The sequence below is a fragment of the Geodermatophilus ruber genome (assembly GCF_900114385.1).
In the GTDB taxonomy this organism is placed as follows: Bacteria; Actinomycetota; Actinomycetes; order Mycobacteriales; family Geodermatophilaceae; genus Geodermatophilus; species Geodermatophilus ruber.
Genome location: NZ_FOSW01000001.1, coordinates 506,659 through 522,052, shown reverse-complemented (window position 1 = coordinate 522,052; position 15,394 = coordinate 506,659). Strand labels below are relative to the sequence as shown.

The 15,394-nt window shown below is 74.9% G+C and carries 19 protein-coding genes and 1 pseudogene; 10 read left to right on the top strand and 10 right to left on the bottom strand.

Going from position 1 to position 15,394, the window contains the following annotated elements:
• Positions 1–28 precede the first annotated feature (28 nt).
• Positions 29–295, bottom strand: coding sequence for an ArsR/SmtB family transcription factor (locus tag BMZ50_RS02645; protein WP_091320890.1), 267 nt, complete (start codon positions 293–295; stop codon positions 29–31).
• Positions 296–349: 54 nt separating this feature from the next.
• Between BMZ50_RS02645 and BMZ50_RS02640 the strand changes: the two genes are divergently transcribed.
• On the top strand, positions 350–541 hold the full coding sequence (locus tag BMZ50_RS02640) for a hypothetical protein (protein WP_091320888.1): 192 nt from the start codon (positions 350–352) through the stop codon (positions 539–541).
• Positions 542–709: 168 nt separating this feature from the next.
• Positions 710–910, top strand: a complete 201-nt coding sequence (locus tag BMZ50_RS02635; RefSeq protein WP_091320886.1) for a hypothetical protein — start codon at positions 710–712, stop codon at positions 908–910.
• A gap of 22 nt (positions 911–932) precedes the next feature.
• Here the strand turns inward: BMZ50_RS02635 and BMZ50_RS02630 are convergent, their stop codons facing one another.
• The 6 genes from BMZ50_RS02630 to BMZ50_RS02605 all read right to left on the bottom strand — a co-directional run bounded on the left by BMZ50_RS02630 (position 933) and on the right by BMZ50_RS02605 (position 7,751).
• A complete protein-coding gene (locus BMZ50_RS02630) occupies positions 933–2,144 on the bottom strand; it encodes an acyl-CoA dehydrogenase family protein (protein ID WP_091320884.1) in 1,212 nt (403 codons plus the stop codon).
• Between the two features lie 69 nt (positions 2,145–2,213).
• The gene (locus tag BMZ50_RS23555; RefSeq protein ID WP_143087057.1) at positions 2,214–2,525 is read right to left on the bottom strand and encodes a hypothetical protein; all 312 of its coding nucleotides are present in this window, start codon (positions 2,523–2,525) and stop codon (positions 2,214–2,216) included.
• A gap of 149 nt (positions 2,526–2,674) precedes the next feature.
• A complete protein-coding gene (locus tag BMZ50_RS02620; RefSeq protein ID WP_091320880.1) occupies positions 2,675–4,318 on the bottom strand; it encodes a carbamoyltransferase family protein in 1,644 nt (547 codons plus the stop codon).
• 103 nt (positions 4,319–4,421) lie between these two features.
• Positions 4,422–6,167, bottom strand: a complete 1,746-nt coding sequence (locus tag BMZ50_RS02615; RefSeq protein ID WP_091320878.1) for a RecQ family ATP-dependent DNA helicase — start codon at positions 6,165–6,167, stop codon at positions 4,422–4,424.
• 62 nt (positions 6,168–6,229) lie between these two features.
• Positions 6,230–7,456 carry a DUF2786 domain-containing protein gene (locus BMZ50_RS02610; protein ID WP_218146059.1) on the bottom strand — a complete coding sequence of 409 codons (1,227 nt, stop codon included), beginning with the start codon at positions 7,454–7,456 and terminating at the stop codon, positions 6,230–6,232.
• Positions 7,457–7,541: 85 nt separating this feature from the next.
• Positions 7,542–7,751, bottom strand: a complete 210-nt coding sequence (locus BMZ50_RS02605) for a hypothetical protein (protein WP_091320876.1) — start codon at positions 7,749–7,751, stop codon at positions 7,542–7,544.
• Positions 7,752–8,035: 284 nt separating this feature from the next.
• On the opposite strand from BMZ50_RS02605, the gene BMZ50_RS02600 reads away from it, so the two are divergent.
• The 7 genes and pseudogenes from BMZ50_RS02600 (at position 8,036) to BMZ50_RS02575 (ending at position 12,270) form a co-directional block, all read left to right on the top strand.
• Positions 8,036–8,431, top strand: a complete 396-nt coding sequence (locus BMZ50_RS02600) for a TOBE domain-containing protein (RefSeq protein ID WP_091320874.1) — start codon at positions 8,036–8,038, stop codon at positions 8,429–8,431.
• Positions 8,432–8,530: 99 nt separating this feature from the next.
• On the top strand, positions 8,531–9,328 hold the full coding sequence (modA, locus tag BMZ50_RS02595; protein WP_091320872.1) for a molybdate ABC transporter substrate-binding protein: 798 nt from the start codon (positions 8,531–8,533) through the stop codon (positions 9,326–9,328).
• Between the two features lie 11 nt (positions 9,329–9,339).
• Positions 9,340–10,140: an ABC transporter permease gene (locus tag BMZ50_RS02590; protein WP_245753280.1), complete on the top strand. Its 801-nt coding sequence runs from the start codon at positions 9,340–9,342 to the stop codon at positions 10,138–10,140.
• Between the two features lie 53 nt (positions 10,141–10,193).
• Positions 10,194–10,616: pseudogene (locus BMZ50_RS25185) on the top strand (ATP-binding cassette domain-containing protein); the annotation flags it as partial.
• Between the two features lie 120 nt (positions 10,617–10,736).
• Positions 10,737–11,192, top strand: a complete 456-nt coding sequence (locus tag BMZ50_RS25180; protein ID WP_425431987.1) for a TOBE domain-containing protein — start codon at positions 10,737–10,739, stop codon at positions 11,190–11,192.
• 77 nt (positions 11,193–11,269) lie between these two features.
• On the top strand, positions 11,270–11,851 hold the full coding sequence (locus tag BMZ50_RS02580) for a nucleotidyltransferase family protein (RefSeq protein ID WP_091320868.1): 582 nt from the start codon (positions 11,270–11,272) through the stop codon (positions 11,849–11,851).
• Positions 11,848–12,270, top strand: coding sequence for a molybdenum cofactor biosynthesis protein MoaE (locus tag BMZ50_RS02575; protein ID WP_218146058.1), 423 nt, complete (start codon positions 11,848–11,850; stop codon positions 12,268–12,270). The genes BMZ50_RS02580 and BMZ50_RS02575 overlap by 4 nt, the downstream gene beginning before the upstream one ends.
• A 45-nt stretch (positions 12,271–12,315) precedes the next feature.
• Here BMZ50_RS02575 and BMZ50_RS02570 read toward each other — a convergent pair whose 3' ends face one another.
• From BMZ50_RS02570 to moaA, 3 genes are all read right to left on the bottom strand, one after another.
• On the bottom strand, positions 12,316–12,546 hold the full coding sequence (locus tag BMZ50_RS02570; protein WP_091320866.1) for a hypothetical protein: 231 nt from the start codon (positions 12,544–12,546) through the stop codon (positions 12,316–12,318).
• Positions 12,547–12,626: 80 nt separating this feature from the next.
• A complete protein-coding gene (locus tag BMZ50_RS02565) occupies positions 12,627–12,896 on the bottom strand; it encodes a MoaD/ThiS family protein (RefSeq protein WP_091320864.1) in 270 nt (89 codons plus the stop codon).
• A gap of 1 nt (position 12,897) precedes the next feature.
• A complete protein-coding gene (moaA, locus tag BMZ50_RS02560; protein WP_218146057.1) occupies positions 12,898–13,950 on the bottom strand; it encodes a GTP 3',8-cyclase MoaA in 1,053 nt (350 codons plus the stop codon).
• Between the two features lie 168 nt (positions 13,951–14,118).
• On the opposite strand from moaA, the gene BMZ50_RS02555 reads away from it, so the two are divergent.
• Positions 14,119–15,378, top strand: coding sequence for an MFS transporter (locus BMZ50_RS02555; RefSeq protein WP_245753279.1), 1,260 nt, complete (start codon positions 14,119–14,121; stop codon positions 15,376–15,378).
• The last annotated feature ends 16 nt before the right edge of the window (positions 15,379–15,394 follow it).

Genomic DNA, 15,394 nt, shown 5'->3' with positions numbered 1-15,394 from the left:
GCCCTCCTCAGGGGTGCGTTGCTCGGTGTCACAGCCGCCATCGGTCGGTGATGGTCCGCAGCGGCGAGGTGTCCAGGTCGTGGAACTTGTAGCGGCCCTCCCGCCGGGTCCGGACCAGGCCGGCCGCCTCGAGGACGTCCAGGTGCTGGGAGACGGCCTGACGGGACGAGGTGAGCCCGTGCTTGGTGATCAGCCGGGTGCACAGCTCGAACAGCGTCTGGCCGGTCCGCTCCTGGAGTTCGTCGAGGATCGCCCGCCGGGTCGGATCCGCGAGGGCCTTGAACACGTCGCCCACGGCCGAACGATACGCAAGTACCCACTTGCATGACAAGGACCTAGGGTCGTCGTCGTGACCTCACCCCGAGACCGCCGCGAGCGGCTGGTCGCCCTGCTCGTGGCGGGCATCGCCGTCGTCCTGCTGGTCTCCTCGCCCACCTGGTTCGCCAGCGACCAGACGGTCGTGGGGGTGGCTCAGCTCTTCCTCGCTGCCGTCCTCGCCGGGGTGGCGGTCTTCCTGTACCGGCGCGCGCAGCGTCGCTGAGCGGCGCCGCCGCGACTGCGTCCGGTGGAACGGGCCTCGGGTTCGCGATCCCACCCGTGTCCTCCGTGGCGTCACCCTCTACGACGCCCGCGGGGCCTGACGTTGCACGCGGGGAGGGCGCGCATCACGCTGGTGGCCCACCGGAGGGCGACCGGACGGAGGTCAGGCGTGAAGCTGAACAAGCAGGAGCTGCTCAAGGTGCTCCGGACCGAGGGGGACAACGACACGGCCGATCGGGTGGCGGCCCAGCTCCCCGACGAGATCGACACGGACCGGGACGGCGACGCGCTGGCCGCGGTGGGTCTGGACCGCACGCAGCTCATGGCCAGGCTGGCCGGCGGGGGCCTGGGCGGGACGATCGCGCCCTGACGCCCGCCGCGGGCCCGGCCGGTCAGCCGGCGTAGGGCCGCTCGCGGGCCAGCTCCTCCTTGGCGACCGAGCGGATGTGGACGGCGTCCGGGCCGTCGACGATGCGCAGCGTGCGGGCGTGCGCCCAGAACCCCGCCAGCGGCGTGTCGTCGCTGACCCCGGCGCCGCCGTGCACCTGGATGGCCCGGTCGATGACGTCGAGGCACACCTTCGGCGCGGCCACCTTGATGGCCGCGATCTCGGTGCGGGCGCCCTTGGCGCCGTACTTGTCGATCAGGTCGGCGGTCTTGAGCACCAGCAGCCGGACCTGGTCGATCTCGATCCGGGAGAGCGCGATCTGCTCCCGCACGGTGCCCTGCTCGGCCAGCGGCCGGCCGAAGGCCACCCGCGACTTCACCCGTTCCACCATGAGCGCCAGCGCCCGCTCGGCCATGCCGATGGCGCGCATGCAGTGGTGGATCCGGCCGGGGCCCAGCCGCGCCTGGGCGATCATGAAACCGTCGCCCTCACCGGCCAGCAGGTTGCCGGCCGGCACCCGGACGTCGGTGAACCGCAACTCGGAGTGCCCGTGCTGGTCCTGGTAGCCGAAGACGGGCAGGTGCCGGACGATCTCGAACCCGGGGGTGTCGCGCGGCACCAGCACCATCGACTGCTGGCGGTGCGGCGCTCCGTCGGGGTCGGTCTTGCCCATGACGATGAAGATCTGGCAGCGCTCGTCCGCGGTGCCGGTGATCCACCACTTGCGTCCGTTGATCACGTACTCGTCGCCGTCGCGGACGATCGAGGTCTGGATGTTGCGGGCGTCGGACGAGGCGACGTCCGGCTCGGTCATGGCGAAACCGGAGCGGATCTCACCCGCCAGCAGCGGCTCCAGCCAGCGCTCCTTCTGCTCGGCCGTGCCGAACAGCATGAGCGTCTCCATGTTGCCGGTGTCGGGTGCACCGCAGTTGGTGACCTCCGGCGCGATCACCGGGGACCAGCCCATGATCTCGGCGACCGAGGCGTACTCGAGGTTGGTCAGCCCGCCCAGCTCGTGGTGGAACAGGTTCCACAGGCCGCGCTTGCGGGCCTCGACCTTGAGCTCCTCGAGCACCGGCGGATGGTCGTGGTTGTCGTGCCCCCGCTCGGCCCGCCAGGCCTCGTACACCGGTTCGGCGGGGAAGACCTGCTCGCGCATGAAGTCCCACATCCGGCCACAGACGTCCTCGGCGCGCTCCGAGAGGGCGAAGTCCATGCCCGCAACGTAACGGCCGGGTGACCTGGCTCGCAGCCCGGCGGCTGGTTTCTCGGCGGCTTCCCCGGATCAGGGCTCTTCGGGGGGCGCGGCCCACCAGCAGACCACGAGCGGGCTGGCCAGGGCCAAGGCGATGCCGATCACCCCGAAGGCGACCGGGCCGATCAGCACGGTCGCCGCGATGGCCAGGGGGATGCTGGCGAAGGCCAGCCACCAGCAGGCGAGCCGGAACCACGGCCACCGCCGGCCGGCCGGGACGGCATCGTCCGGGAGCGCGCCGTAGGCCACCGCTCCGGGGCCCGCGTTGAGCAGGGCGGCCAGCTCGGGGTCGTCGCGTTCGATCTCGGCGCCCAGGCACCGGAGCTCGGGGTCGTCGTCCACGGCGCCGTCCTCCCTCCACGGAGGGCCGGTCGGACGGGATTCTCCGCCCGGGCGCGTCGCCGCGCCCGGTCCCCAGTGAGCAGCGGGGACCGGTCGCCGTCCAGAGCCGCAGGTCCCCGACGGCCGGGGGACCCTGTGCCCTGCCCCGGTCAGCCCAGGGTTGAGCGGGGACGGCGGACGACGAACGGGCCGATCGCCAGCAGGTCCACCGGGGCCGAGCCGAAGCACTCCAGGGCGTCGCGCGGGTCGTCGACCATGGGCCGGCCGGCGGTGTTCAGGCTGGTGTTCACCACGACCGGCAGGCCGGTGCGCCGCTCGAAGCACTCCAGCATGCGGGCGACCAGCGGCTCCTCGGCGCGGTCGACGGTCTGGATGCGCGCCGTCCCGTCGACGTGGGTGACGGTGGGGATCCGGTCCCGCCAGTCGGGGGCGACGTCGTGCACGAACAGCATGTAGCGCGACGGGATCGGGCCGCGGCCGAAGATCTCAGCTGCCCGCTCGGCCAGCACCATCGGGGCGACCGGCCGGAACTGCTCCCGGCCCTTGACGTTGTTCATCCGCTCGAGGTTGGCCTCGAACCCGGGGTGGGCGAGCAGGCTGCGGTGCCCGAGCGCGCGCGGGCCGAATTCACTGCGGCCCTGGAACCAGGCGACGATGCCGTTGTTCGCGAGCACCTCGGCGACGGCGTCGGCGACGTCGCGCGGCCGCTCGTAGGCGATGGCCGCCGTCGTCAGCCAGGCCTCGATCTCCTCGTCGGTCCAGCCGCGGCCGAGGTCGGCGCCGGGCATGGGCTGCGTCCGGTCCCCGAGGTCCTCGGAGACGGCGAGGGCGCCGCCGAGCGCCGTCCCCGCGTCGCCGGCGGCGGGCTGCACCCAGACCTGGTCGAACGGGCCCTCGGCGTGGATGCGGCTGTTGGCCACGCAGTTGAGGGCGACGCCGCCGGCCAGGGTGAGCGCGGTGTCGCCGGTGCGGCCGTGCAGCCAGCGGACGAGGTCCAGCATCGTCTCCTCCAGCCGTAGCTGGACGCTGGCGGCGAGGTCGGCGTGCGCCTCGGTCCACTCGGCGCCCGTGCGCAGCCGTGGGGCGAACTCGGCGAAGTCGACCGTCTCGGTGCGGTATCCGCCGTCCCCGGTGGCCTGGATGAACGGCTCCAGCTCGGCGGCGAACCGGGGCTTCCCGTAGGAGGCCATCGCCATGACCTTGTACTCGTCGGAGCTGCGCAGGAAGCCCAGGTGGTCGGTCAGGTCCTCGTACAGCAGGCCCAGCGAGTGGGGGAGGGGCTGGCTGGCCAGCACCTCCAGCTGCCCGTCGGTGTAGCGGCCGGCGAGGTGGCTGACGGCCTCGCCGCGGCCGTCGAGGACCAGCACCGAGTTGGTCGGGTAGGGCGCGGCCAGGCCGGCGCTCGCCGCGTGCGCCACGTGGTGGGGGACGAAGCGGACCTTCTCCTCGCGGAGCCCGGGCAGGTGGTGGGCGAGGAATGCGGGCGCCTTCTCGGCGTACATCTTCCGCATGACGTCGCCCTCGTCGTAGAGCCCGGACCCCTCCGGGGAGGGCATCAGCCGCGGGTCGAAGGAGTAGGCCACGGCGTCCAGGTCGGCCGGCGTGAGGCCGGCCCCGGCGAGCACCCACGCGGCCGACAACTCGGGCAGCTCCCACGCGCTCCACGGCAGCGGGCGCTTCCCGTGCTTGCGGCGGCTGAAGCGTTCCTCCTCCGCCGCCGCGACGACCGTGCCGTCGACGACCAGGGCCGCGGCCGGGTCGTGATACAGCGCGTTGATGCCGAGGACCTTCACGCGTGCACTCCTTCCGCCGGAGGGGGCCGCCCCGTCTGTGATCATCGAGCCGTCGACCTCGGCTCGCAGGGCGAACGCCGGTTTCCCGTGAAACCGACGCCGCTCAGCTGTCCCGGCGCTCGAGGAGGTCGTTCTCCACGACGGCGGCCAGCCCGAGGGTCTTGTAGCCGACCTCCTCGAACAGGACGACGACCCGGTCGTCCTCCACCCGCATGACCACGCCCGGTCCCCACTCGGCGTGCACCACCGGCGTCTGCGGCGGGAAGGGCGTGTCCTCGTCCGCGGTGCCGGGCTGCTCCTGCGCGGTGCCGGCGTCGCAGGTGTCGCAGTTGCCGCACGGCTGCTCGAGCTGCTCGCCGAAGTAGCCGAGGAGGAACTGCCGCCGGCAGTCGGTGGTCTCGGCGTAGCCGCGCATCATCTCCACGCGGCTCTGGTCGACCTGCTCGTGGTGCTCGGCCAGCTCGTGCGCGGCCGCGGCGGCCTCGCCGGGGGCGGGCGCGTCCTGGGCGGGATGGGCGGCGCCGTCCTCGTCGAGGACGACGGCCGACACCTGCTCGAGCAGGTTGAGGTCGCGGGCCAGGGGTGTCGCGCCGCGGCCGGTCTCCTCGCGGAGGGCCTTGACATCGACGCCGTCCGCGATGCCGGCCGCCTCGGCGGCCGCGACCAGGCCGGCGACCTGCTGCAGCTCCTCCTCGGCGGGGACGCCGGCGGCGAAGAACCGGCGCAACCCGAGATCCTCCTGGCGGTAGACGAGCACGGCCAGCGCCGGCTGCCCGTCGCGCCCCGCGCGGCCGATCTCCTGGTAGTAGCTGTCGACGGAGTCGGCGGGTTCGGCATGGACGACGAACCGGGTGTCGGGCTTGTCGATGCCCATGCCGAAGGCGGTCGTGGCGACGACGACGTCCAGCTCGTCGGCCATGAAGGCCCGCTGGGTGTCCTCGCGGTCGGACTTCCTCAGCCCCGCGTGGTAGGCCCGGGTGCGCAGCCCCCGGTCGCCCAGCCCGGCGGCCAGCTCCTCGGTGCCCTTGCGGGTGGCGCTGTAGACGATGCCCGGGACGTGACCGTCCCCGACCAGCGCGAGCACCCGGTGGAGCACCGCCTCGTGCTTGGCGGAGGCGTCGGGGTGGTGCTCGACCTCCAGGCGGATCTCCGGGCGGTCGAAGCCGGCGACCACGGTGCGGGCCTCGCGCATGCCCAGGCGCTCGACGATCTCGGCGCGGACCGGTGGAGCCGCGGTGGCGGTGAGCGCGAGCACGGTGGGGTGCCCGAGCTGCTCGATCACCGCGCCCAGCCGCAGGTAGTCGGGCCGGAAGTCATGCCCCCACGCGGAGACGCAGTGCGCCTCGTCGACGACGAACAGCGCCGGGTGCGCCGCGGCGATGGCGTCGACCACCTCGGGCTTGGTCAGCTGCTCGGGCGCGAGGAACAGATAGCGGACCGTTCCGTCTGCGAGCCCGTCGAGCGCCGCGCGCCGGTCGGCGGCGGACAGCGCGGAGTTCAGCTGGGCGGCCTCACCCTTCAGGGCGTCGAGCTCGTCGAGCCGCTGCACCTGGTCGCGCTGGAGGGCGATCAGCGGGGAGACGACGAGCACCGGCCCGGCGGCGAGCTGGCCGGCGACCTGGTAGACGGCGGACTTGCCGGCACCCGAGGGCAGCACGGCCAGGGTGTCCCGCCCGGAGACGACCGACCGCATCGCCTCCTCCTGGCCCGGCCGGAAGTGCTCGAAGCCGAGCAGATCGCGGGCGACCTCCCGGATGCGGCGGGTGCGGGCGGCGGCCGACGCACCCGCGGGATCGTTCTGGTTCTCGGGAGGCGCCGGCTCCCGCTGCCCGGCGCCAGCGGCGGGCAAACGGTGTCGTGCACTACCGGCCGCGTTCCCGCGGGAACGCGCGCACGATCGCAGCCGCTGGGTCAGCGCAGCGGCTCTCGTCGCGACCCGACGTCGGCGCGCTCGGCGGCGGCGCGGCCGGCGTGCCAGCCCGTGGGATCCACCGGGCTCTTCCCGCGGCTGCCCCGCACCCGCGGGAAGAGCTCGGCGAAGACGTCGTCGACCGCCTCCTGACGCGACCGCAGCACCGGCAGCAGGTCCACGCCCCGCTCCGCCGCCGCGGTCGCCGTGGCGCGTTCCCGGGCGCTCTGCAGCCGCTCGCCGATGCGGATCGCGTAGCCCAGCAGGAACGCCCGGCGGAACGAGCGGGAGGCCGATCGCCGCCCGGCCGCACGTTCGGCCGCAGCGAGGGCCTGGCTCACCTGCAGCAGCAGCGACGTGAACAGCAGCTCCACCGCGTCGAGATCGGCGGGAACGCCGACCAGATTGGCGATGCCGAGACTCCGGTACCAGACCAGCCGCACGCCGTTGGCATCCGCGACCGCGCCCAGCAGCTGCATCTTGGCCCGCACGTAGGGGGCGTCGACGTGGACCCGACGGGTGCCCACCGCCGCACGGTCCGGGGTGGTGCCGCCGCCGGCCAGGAGCACCGCATCGACCGAGTGGCGGGCCATGAGCTCCGCCGCCTTGGCGGTGAGGGCCTCGGCCTCCTCGGGGAACTCCGTCGACTCCGCCTTGGCCAGCAGGCCCCGGATGCGCCGCAGCAGACGTGCGTCATCGGCGGCGGGAACGGCGTCCGCGCGTGGTGCTGCCGCGTCCCACCGGGAGGGTGGCGGGACCAGGTGGTCGATCCGGGCCAGTGAGCGCAGCGCGGTGGCCAGCAGCAGCACTCCCCGCCACGCCTCGACCGCCGGCCGACCCTCCGCCCGGTGCCAGGCGGCGACCACAGCCCGGTCGCCGGGGGAGAGGGCGTCGAGCTCGCGCAACTGGTCGACCCAGACCCCGGGCGCGCGGGAGGCGGCGTCGCTCCGCCGGGCGTCCTCCGCGATCAGCGCGACCGCGAGCCGCGCCGGGCGGGAGGCCGCCTGGCGGCGGACCGGGTGCACGACATCGGCCGGCTGCCACCCCCGCTCCCAGGCCTCGGCGACGGCGGACAGCAGCACCCGGGTCGCCCCGCCGCTGTGGTCCACCGCGGGGTCGCGCGCGGCCAGGACGGCGGCCATCTGGTCGGCGTCACGGAGCTCGGAGAGCCAGTCGCCGGAGAGCAGCAGTTCGCGGAGCCAGGCATCGTCCGCGGTCGTGGTTCCCATGCCCGGCATGCTCTCCCGCCCCGCCGGCACCGCCGGGCCGCCGTTGTGGACAGCGACGGCCCGTCCACAGCGGCAGCGCCGCTCCTCAGATCCTCTCGGGGCACCAGTTGGCCACGTTGCGGTCGTAGGCGATCTGCCAGGCGGCGTTCCAGCCCTCGTCGTACCCGCGGCGGTAGTCGTGTTCGGCGTTGCGGTACCGGCGTTCGCCCCCCTGGCGGTAGCCGAAGCTCCCCTGGCGGAAGAGCCGGGCCGATTCCCGGGCATCCGCCGCTCCCGGCAACGCACTGTGGTGCATCGGCGGACGAGCGCCCGCGCGGCCGCGACTCCGCAGGTCGTCGCCACGATGGTGGCCCGGGCTGCAGGGCGGTAGGCCGGATCCGGCGACGCGAATCCAGTCCGGTTGCCCCGGCGGCGCGGCGGGTCGTCTGCCTGCGTTCCTGGTGGCACCGCGCGCCGCCACGCCCCCCTTCCGGTTCCCCACCGATCGTGCGCCGGCGCGCAGCGGCTCACCCCGACGATGCGCGGTTGCGGGGCCGACACGTTGAGGCCTCCGCAGGTGCGGACGTAGGGTCCGCCTCCGTGTCCACGTCGTACCGCATCGCCGAGGCTGCGGAGCTGCTGGGCGTCAGCGACGACACGGTGCGCCGCTGGATCGACAGCGGCCGGCTGGTGGCCCGCCGCGAGCGTGGTGGCCCGGCCCAGATCGACGGCGCCGATCTCGCGCGCGTCGCCGCCCGGCTGCACGACGCTCCCGAACCCGGCGCCACGCGGCACTCCTCGGCGCGCAACCGGCTGACCGGCATCGTCACCCGGGTGGTCCGCGACACGGTGATGGCCCAGGTCGAGATCCAGGCCGGCCCGTTCCGGGTGGTCTCGCTGATGTCCCGCGAGGCCGCCGACGAGCTGGGTCTCGAGGTCGGCGCCCGGGCGGTCGCGACCGTCAAGGCCACGCAGGTCAGCGTCGACGTCCCCTGAGGCGCACTGTCGGACGGAGCTCGCGGAGTAATTGCGCACCTTCGGGTGAAGTTCGGCTATTGTTCCGCAGTCGCGGATGCCAGTCGAGCGGGAGGCCCGATGCCCAGGCGTGCCCCCCTGGTGCTGTCCGTCGCGGCGGCGCTCGTCCTGACCGCCTGCGGCGGCCCGGCGGACGAGGCGGGCGGGGCCGCGGGCACGACGTCCGGCACGGGGGGCCACCCCACCGGCACGCTGACCGTCTTCGCCGCCGCCTCGCTCACCGACGTCTTCACCGATCTCGGCGACCGCCTGGAGGAGGACAATCCCGGGCTCGACGTGCAGTTCAGCTTCGCCGGCAGCGCGGCGCTGGCCACCCAGATCACCCAGGGGGCCCCGGCCGACGTCTTCGCCAGCGCCAACCAGGCACAGATGACCGTGGTGACCGACGCCGGGCTGGCCGACGGCGACCCGGTGGTCTTCACGTCGAACGTCCTGCAGATCGCCGTCCCCGCGGGCAACCCGGCCGGGGTCACCGGGCTGGCCGACTTCGCGCGGGAGGACCTCGCGCTGGCGGTCTGCGCGCCGGAGGTGCCGTGCGGTGCCGCCGCCGAGGACGTCTTCGCCGCCGCCGGCGTCACCCCCCGCCCGGACACGCTCGAGGAGGACGTCCGCGCCGCGCTGACCAAGGTGGAGCTCGGCGAGGTCGACGCGGCCCTGGTCTACACGACCGACGTGACCGCGGCCGGGCACGCCGTCGAGGGCCTGGACTTCCCCGAGGCCGAGGACGGGGTGAACGACTACCCGATCGCCCCGCTCGCCGATGCCCCCAACCCGGCAGCAGCCGCCGCCTTCGTCGAGCTGGTCCGGTCGGAGGAGGGGCAGGAGGCGCTGGCCGACGCCGGCTTCCGCGCCCCGTGAGCAGGGCCCCCGTGAGCAGGCGGGAGGCCGGTGTCCCCGTCCCGCTGATGGTCCCGGCGGCCCTGGCCGTCGCCTTCCTCGTCCTGCCGCTGATCGGCCTCGTCGTCCGGACGCCGTGGGCGGACCTGCCCGACCACCTGACCCAGCCCGCCGTCGGTGTGGCGCTGCGGCTGTCCCTGGTGTCGGCCACCGCGGCCACCGCCCTCTCCCTCCTCCTCGGGGTGCCGCTGGCCTGGGTGCTCGCGCGCTCGCGGATCCGCGGCCGGGCGGTGCTGCGGGCCCTGGTCACCGTTCCGCTGGTACTGCCCCCCGTGGTCGGCGGCGTGGCCCTCTTCCTGGTGCTGGGCCGGCAGGGGCTGGTCGGCCGCTGGCTGGACGAGACCTTCGGCCTCACCATCCCGTTCACCACCACCGCCGTGGTCATCGCCGAGACCTTCGTCGCGATGCCGTTCCTGGTGATCAGCGTGGAGGGGGCGCTGCGGGCCGCCGACGCCCGCTTCGAGGACGTCGCCGCCACCCTCGGCGCCGGCCGCTGGTCGACGTTCCGGCGGGTGACCCTGCCCCTGGTCGCCCCGGGGATCGCCGCCGGCGCGGTGCTCTGCTGGGCGCGGGCGCTCGGGGAGTTCGGTGCGACGATCACCTTCGCCGGCAACTTCCCGGGGACGACGCAGACGATGCCGCTGGCCGTCTACCTCGCCCTGCAGCGCGACCCCGAGGCGGCCATCGTGCTCTCGCTGGTGCTGCTCGCCGTCTCGCTGGCCACGCTGCTCCTGCTGCGCGACCGGTGGCTCGGGCGCAGCGTCGCGACATGAGCCTCGACGCCTCGGTCGCCGTCCGGCGGGGACCGCTGGACGTGCAGCTCGACCTCGCCGTCGCCGATGGCGAGGTGCTCGCCGTCCTCGGCCCCAACGGCGCCGGCAAGTCCACGCTGCTGCGGGTGCTCGCCGGCCTGCTGCCCCCCGAGGACGGCCGGGTGGTGGTCGACGGCACCGAGGTGTGGGACGACGTCGGCCAAGGCCGGCACCTTCCCGCGCACGAGCGCCGGCTGGGCATGGTGTTCCAGGACGGCCTGCTGTTCCCGCACCTGTCGGTGGCCGACAACGTCGCCTTCGGGCTGCGCAGCCGGGGCGTGCCCCGCACTCCGGCCCGGACGGCGGCCCTCGGGTGGCTCGATCGGGTGGGGCTGGCCGGCCTCGGCGACCGGCGGCCCGGCCAGCTCTCCGGCGGGCAGGCCCAGCGGGCCGCCCTGGCCCGGGCGCTGGTCGGCGACCCGGCGCTGCTGCTGCTCGACGAGCCGCTGTCGGCCCTGGATGCCCGCACCCGGCTGACCGTGCGCGCCGAGCTGCGCCGGCACCTGGCCGACTTCGGCGGCAGCACGGTCCTGGTCACCCACGACCCGGTGGACGCCATGGCGCTGGCCGACCGGGTCGTCGTCGTGGAGGAGGGGCGGATCGCCCAGGCCGGGACGCCGGCCGACGTCAGCCGCCACCCGCGCACCGACTACGTCGCCCGGCTGGTCGGCCTGGCGCTGCTGCCCGGCACGGGCGCCGGGACGACGGTCAGGCTGGACGGCGGGGGCGCGGTCGCGGTGGCCGAGGAGACCGTGGGGCCGGTGTTCATCGCCGTCCGGCCGGAGTCGGTGGCCCTCTACCTGGACCCGCCGCACGGCAGCCCGCGCAACGTCTGGCCGGCCCGGCTGGTGTCGGCCACCCCGCACGGGTCGACCGTGCGCTGCGAGCTCGACGGGGAGGTGCAGCTGATCGCCGACGTCACCGCCGCCGCGTTCGCCGAGCTCGGCCTGGCCCCGGGCTCGGCGGTGTGGGCCGCGGTCAAGGCCTCCGAGGTCGCCGTATACGCCCGCTGAGCGGCCTGTGTGGCCACGAAGGCCGCGTGTCCGAGGGCCTTCGTGGCCACGAAGGCCGCTCCTGACAGGGTGACGGTATGAGCGCAGTCGCGGGGCTGGTCCTCGCCGCCGGCGGCGGCCGCCGCTACGGGATGCCCAAGGCGTTGGTCGAGTACGGCGGCTGCCTGCTCGTGGAGCGGGCGGTGCGGACGGCGCGGGCGGTGTGCGACCCGGTGCTCGTCGTCCTCGGTGCCCAGGCGGTCGACGTCTGGCGGGCGGCGGACCTCGACGGCGCCACCGTGCTGGCCAACAAGGACTGGGAGACCGGAATGGCCTCCTCGCTGCGCACCGGCCTGGACGGGCTGCGCGGCTGGCCGGGCCGGGTCGACGCCGCCCTGGTCACCCTCGTGGACATGCCGGGCATGACGCCGGAGGCGCTGCGCGCGGTCGCCGCGCACGCCGCCCCCGACGCGCTGGCGGTGGCCACCTACGACGGCGTCCGCGGGCACCCGGTGCTCCTCGGTCGCGACCACTGGTCCGGCGTCGTGGAGACGGCGACCGGTGACGAGGGGGCCCGTCGTTACCTGGCCGCCCACCAGGTCACCCAGGTGGACTGCACCGGCCTGGCCGATCCGACCGACCTCGACGTGCCGCCGGGCGCGGTACCGTCGGCGCCGTGACCAGCCCGCTGATCGCGCGAGTCGTCGACACGCCCCTGTCGGTCACCGAGCACGAGGACGCCGTGGCCGACAAGGCGGCCGGAGCGGTCGTCTCCTTCGCCGGCGTCGTCCGCGACCACGACGGCGGCCGCTCGGTGACCGAGCTGGAGTACGTCGGCCACCCCACGGCGCAGGACGTGCTCGTCGAACTGGCCCGGGAGTTCGCCGCCCGCCCCGAGGTGCACGCCGTCGCCGTCTCCCACCGGGTGGGCATGCTCGGCCTCGGGGACGTCGCGCTGGCCTGCGCGGTCAGCTCCTCGCACCGCGGTCAGGCGTTCGCCGCCTGCGCCGAGCTCGTCGACGAGGTGAAGAAGCGGCTGCCCATCTGGAAGCGGCAGGTCTTCACCGACGGCGCGGAGGAGTGGGTCGCCTGCCCCTGAGGGCGGTCGGTCCCCGGGGCGCGGCGTCCGGTCGTGGGACCTGGGTCAGCCGACGCCGGCCAGCCCGTCGTCGTCCGAACCGCGGTCACGCCGGGCCTCGCCGGTCCGGTGCTCGTCGGCCTTCTCCTCCTCGGCCTTCTCCTCGGCCTCGGCCTCCACCCGCAGCGCCTCGCCGCCCAGCCGGGCCGCCTCGTCACCGTGCGACTCGCCGTACACCTCCTCGGCGCGCCCCAGCAGCTCCTCGGCCTTCGCCTTGGCCTTGCCCCAGATGCTCACGGTTCCTCCTCACCCGGCCGCGGCCGATCGCGGCTCCTGCGCTGCTAACGACGGACCGGACCGCCGATCTCCCCGGGGGATCACCCACCGGCGAACGGGGGCAGCACGTCGACGACCGCCCCCGGGGCCAGCGGCAGCGAGCGGTCCCGGGTCTGCGTGCCGTCGACGAGGAACGAGCAGGCGGTGAGTACCCGCTCGAGCCGCTCGCCGTGGGCGTCGACGAGCTGCCCGACCAGCTCCTCGAGGGTGGCCGCCGACCGGGTCTCGCTCTCGATGCCGGTGGCGGCCCGCGCCCCGGCGAAGTAGCGCACCGTGACGGGGCCGGCGGGGGTGCGCGGGGGGGTGGACAACTCAGCCCCCGATCGCCGACATCGGCCGGGACGGCTGCAGGAAGCTCGGGTCGTCGATGCCGTGACCGGGCAGCTTGGCCAGCGTGGCGATCCGCCAGCGGTCGGCCAGCTCGGCGTCGGAGGCGCCGTCCCGCATGGGGGTGCGCAGGTCGGACTCCTCCCGGGCGAACAGGCAGTTGCGGATCTGCCCGTCGGCGGTGAGCCGGGTGCGGTCGCAGGTGCCGCAGAACGAGCGGGTCACCGAGGCGATCACCCCGACGGTGGCCGGGCCGCCGTCGACCAGCCAGCGCTCGGCCGGCGCCGACCCGCGCTCCTCGGTGTCGGGGGTGAGCGTGTGCGCAGCGGACAGCCGCTCCAGGATGTCCTCGGCGGTGACCATCCGGCCGCGGGTCCAGGCGTGGTGGGCGTCCAGCGGCATCTGCTCGATGAACCGCAGCTCGTAGCCGCGCTCCAGGCAGAAGTCGAGCAGCGGGACCGCGTCGACGTCGTTCATGCCGTGCAGCAGGACGGCGTTGACCTTCACCGGCGTCAGCCCGGCCTCCTGCGCCGCGGCCAGGCCTGCGAGGACGTCGTCCAGCCGGTCGCGGTGGGTCAGCTGCTTGAAACGGGCCGGGTCGACGGTGTCCAGGCTGCAGTTGATGCGGTCCAGCCCCGCCGCGGCGAGCGCGGGGGCGACGCGGGACAGCCCGATGGCGTTGGTCGTGAGGCTGACCTCCGGCCGGGGGCGCAGCGCCGTCGTGGCGGCCACGATCCCGACGAGGCCCGGCCGCAGCAGCGGCTCCCCACCGGTGAACCGCACCTCGCGGATGCCCAGCTGCTCGACGCCGATGCGCACCAGACGGACGATCTCGTCGTCGGTGAGCACCTCCATCTTGGGCAGCCAGTCGAGGCCCTCGGGTGGCATGCAGTAGGTGCAGCGCAGGTTGCAGCGGTCGGTCAGCGACACCCGGAGATCGGTGGCCACGCGGCCGTGCCGGTCGACCAGCCCGCCGCTTCCGGGGGCGGCGTCCGGACGGCGCACCACCGGGTCGGGCAGCGGGCTCGGCGAGGTCACGCCCCGAATGTAGTGGCGCGCGGGCCCGATGCGCTCCTGCGCGTCCTCCCGCCCGGCCGGCCGAGGGGACCGCGCCGCCGGGCAGGGGCGTTGCTACGGTCGCCGCGTCACCCGAGAGCCCTGCGGGCGGTCCCGCACTCGCTTGTGACCAGGAAGCGCGAGAAGCCCGTGTCCCCCCGCACCGTCTTCGGCCCCTATGCCCGCCTTTTCGCCGTGCCCGGCTCGGTGGCGTTCTCCTTCGCCGGGTGGGTCGCCCGGCTGCCCCTCCCCATGCTCGGCCTCGGTGCCGTGCTCCTCGTCGCCGGGGAGACCGGGAGCTACGGCCTGGCCGGTGCGGTCTCGGGCGCGCTGGCCCTGAGCTCCGCGATCGCCGGCCCGCAGTGGGCCCGGGTGATGGACCGGCGCGGGCAGGGCGTGGTCCTGCAGCGGCTCATCGCGGGGTACTTCGCCTTCGGGGTGGCCTTCGTCGTCGCGGTCACCGCCGGGGCGCCGCGCTGGTCGTGGTTCGTCCTCGCCGTCCTCTGCGGCGGAACCGGGGCCAACATCGGCTCGCTGGTGCGCGCCCGCTGGGCCGAGGCACTGGCGGACGCCGAGCGCCGGCAGACCGCCTTCGCGCTGGAGGCCGTGGTCGACGAGGTCGTCTTCGTCGTCGGCCCGCCGTTGGTCACGCTGCTCGCGACGCTGATCGCGCCCCCGGTCGGCTTCCTCACCGGGATCGTCCTGGGGTCGGTCGGCGGGCTGTGGCTGGCCCGGCAGCGCGCCACCGAGCCGACGGTCCAGCCGGTCGACCCGTCGGCACCCGTGCGGCGGTGGGCCGCACTGAACGCCACCGTGCTGGTCATCGCGGCCGTCTACCTGGCCGTCGGTGCGGTGTTCGGGGCGCTGGACGTCGTCGTGGTGGGGTTCGCCGACGAGGAGGGGGCGCCCGCGCTGGCCGGGGTCGCGCTGGCCGTCTACTCGGCCGGCAGCCTGATCGCCGGGCTGGTCTACGGCGTCGTCCGGCTGCCCGGCACGCTGACCACCCGCTTCCTGGTCACCGCCGTCGGCTTCGGCCTGGCCGCCCAGCTGCTGTGGGGCGTGGGCTCGCTGGTCGTGCTGGTCGCCAGCGGCTTCGTCGCCGGGCTGGCGATCGCCCCCGTGCTCGTCTCGGGCACGTCCCTGGTCGAGTCCCGCGTGCCGCGCTCGGCGCTGACCGAGGCCCTGGCCTGGACGACCACCGGACTGACGCTCGGGGTGACCGTCGGCTCGGCGCTGGCCGGTGCGGCGATCGACGCGTGGGGGGCGGAGGAGGCGTTCGCCGTCCCGGCGCTGGCCGCCGCGATGGCGGCGGTCGTGGCGCTCCTGGGCGCCCCGTTGCTGCGGCGACACCGTGATCCGGTCGTCGTCCCCGTGGTGGGCGAGCGGGTTGAGCCCGAGGCCGCCGGGTAGTCGTGCCCCGCAGGCC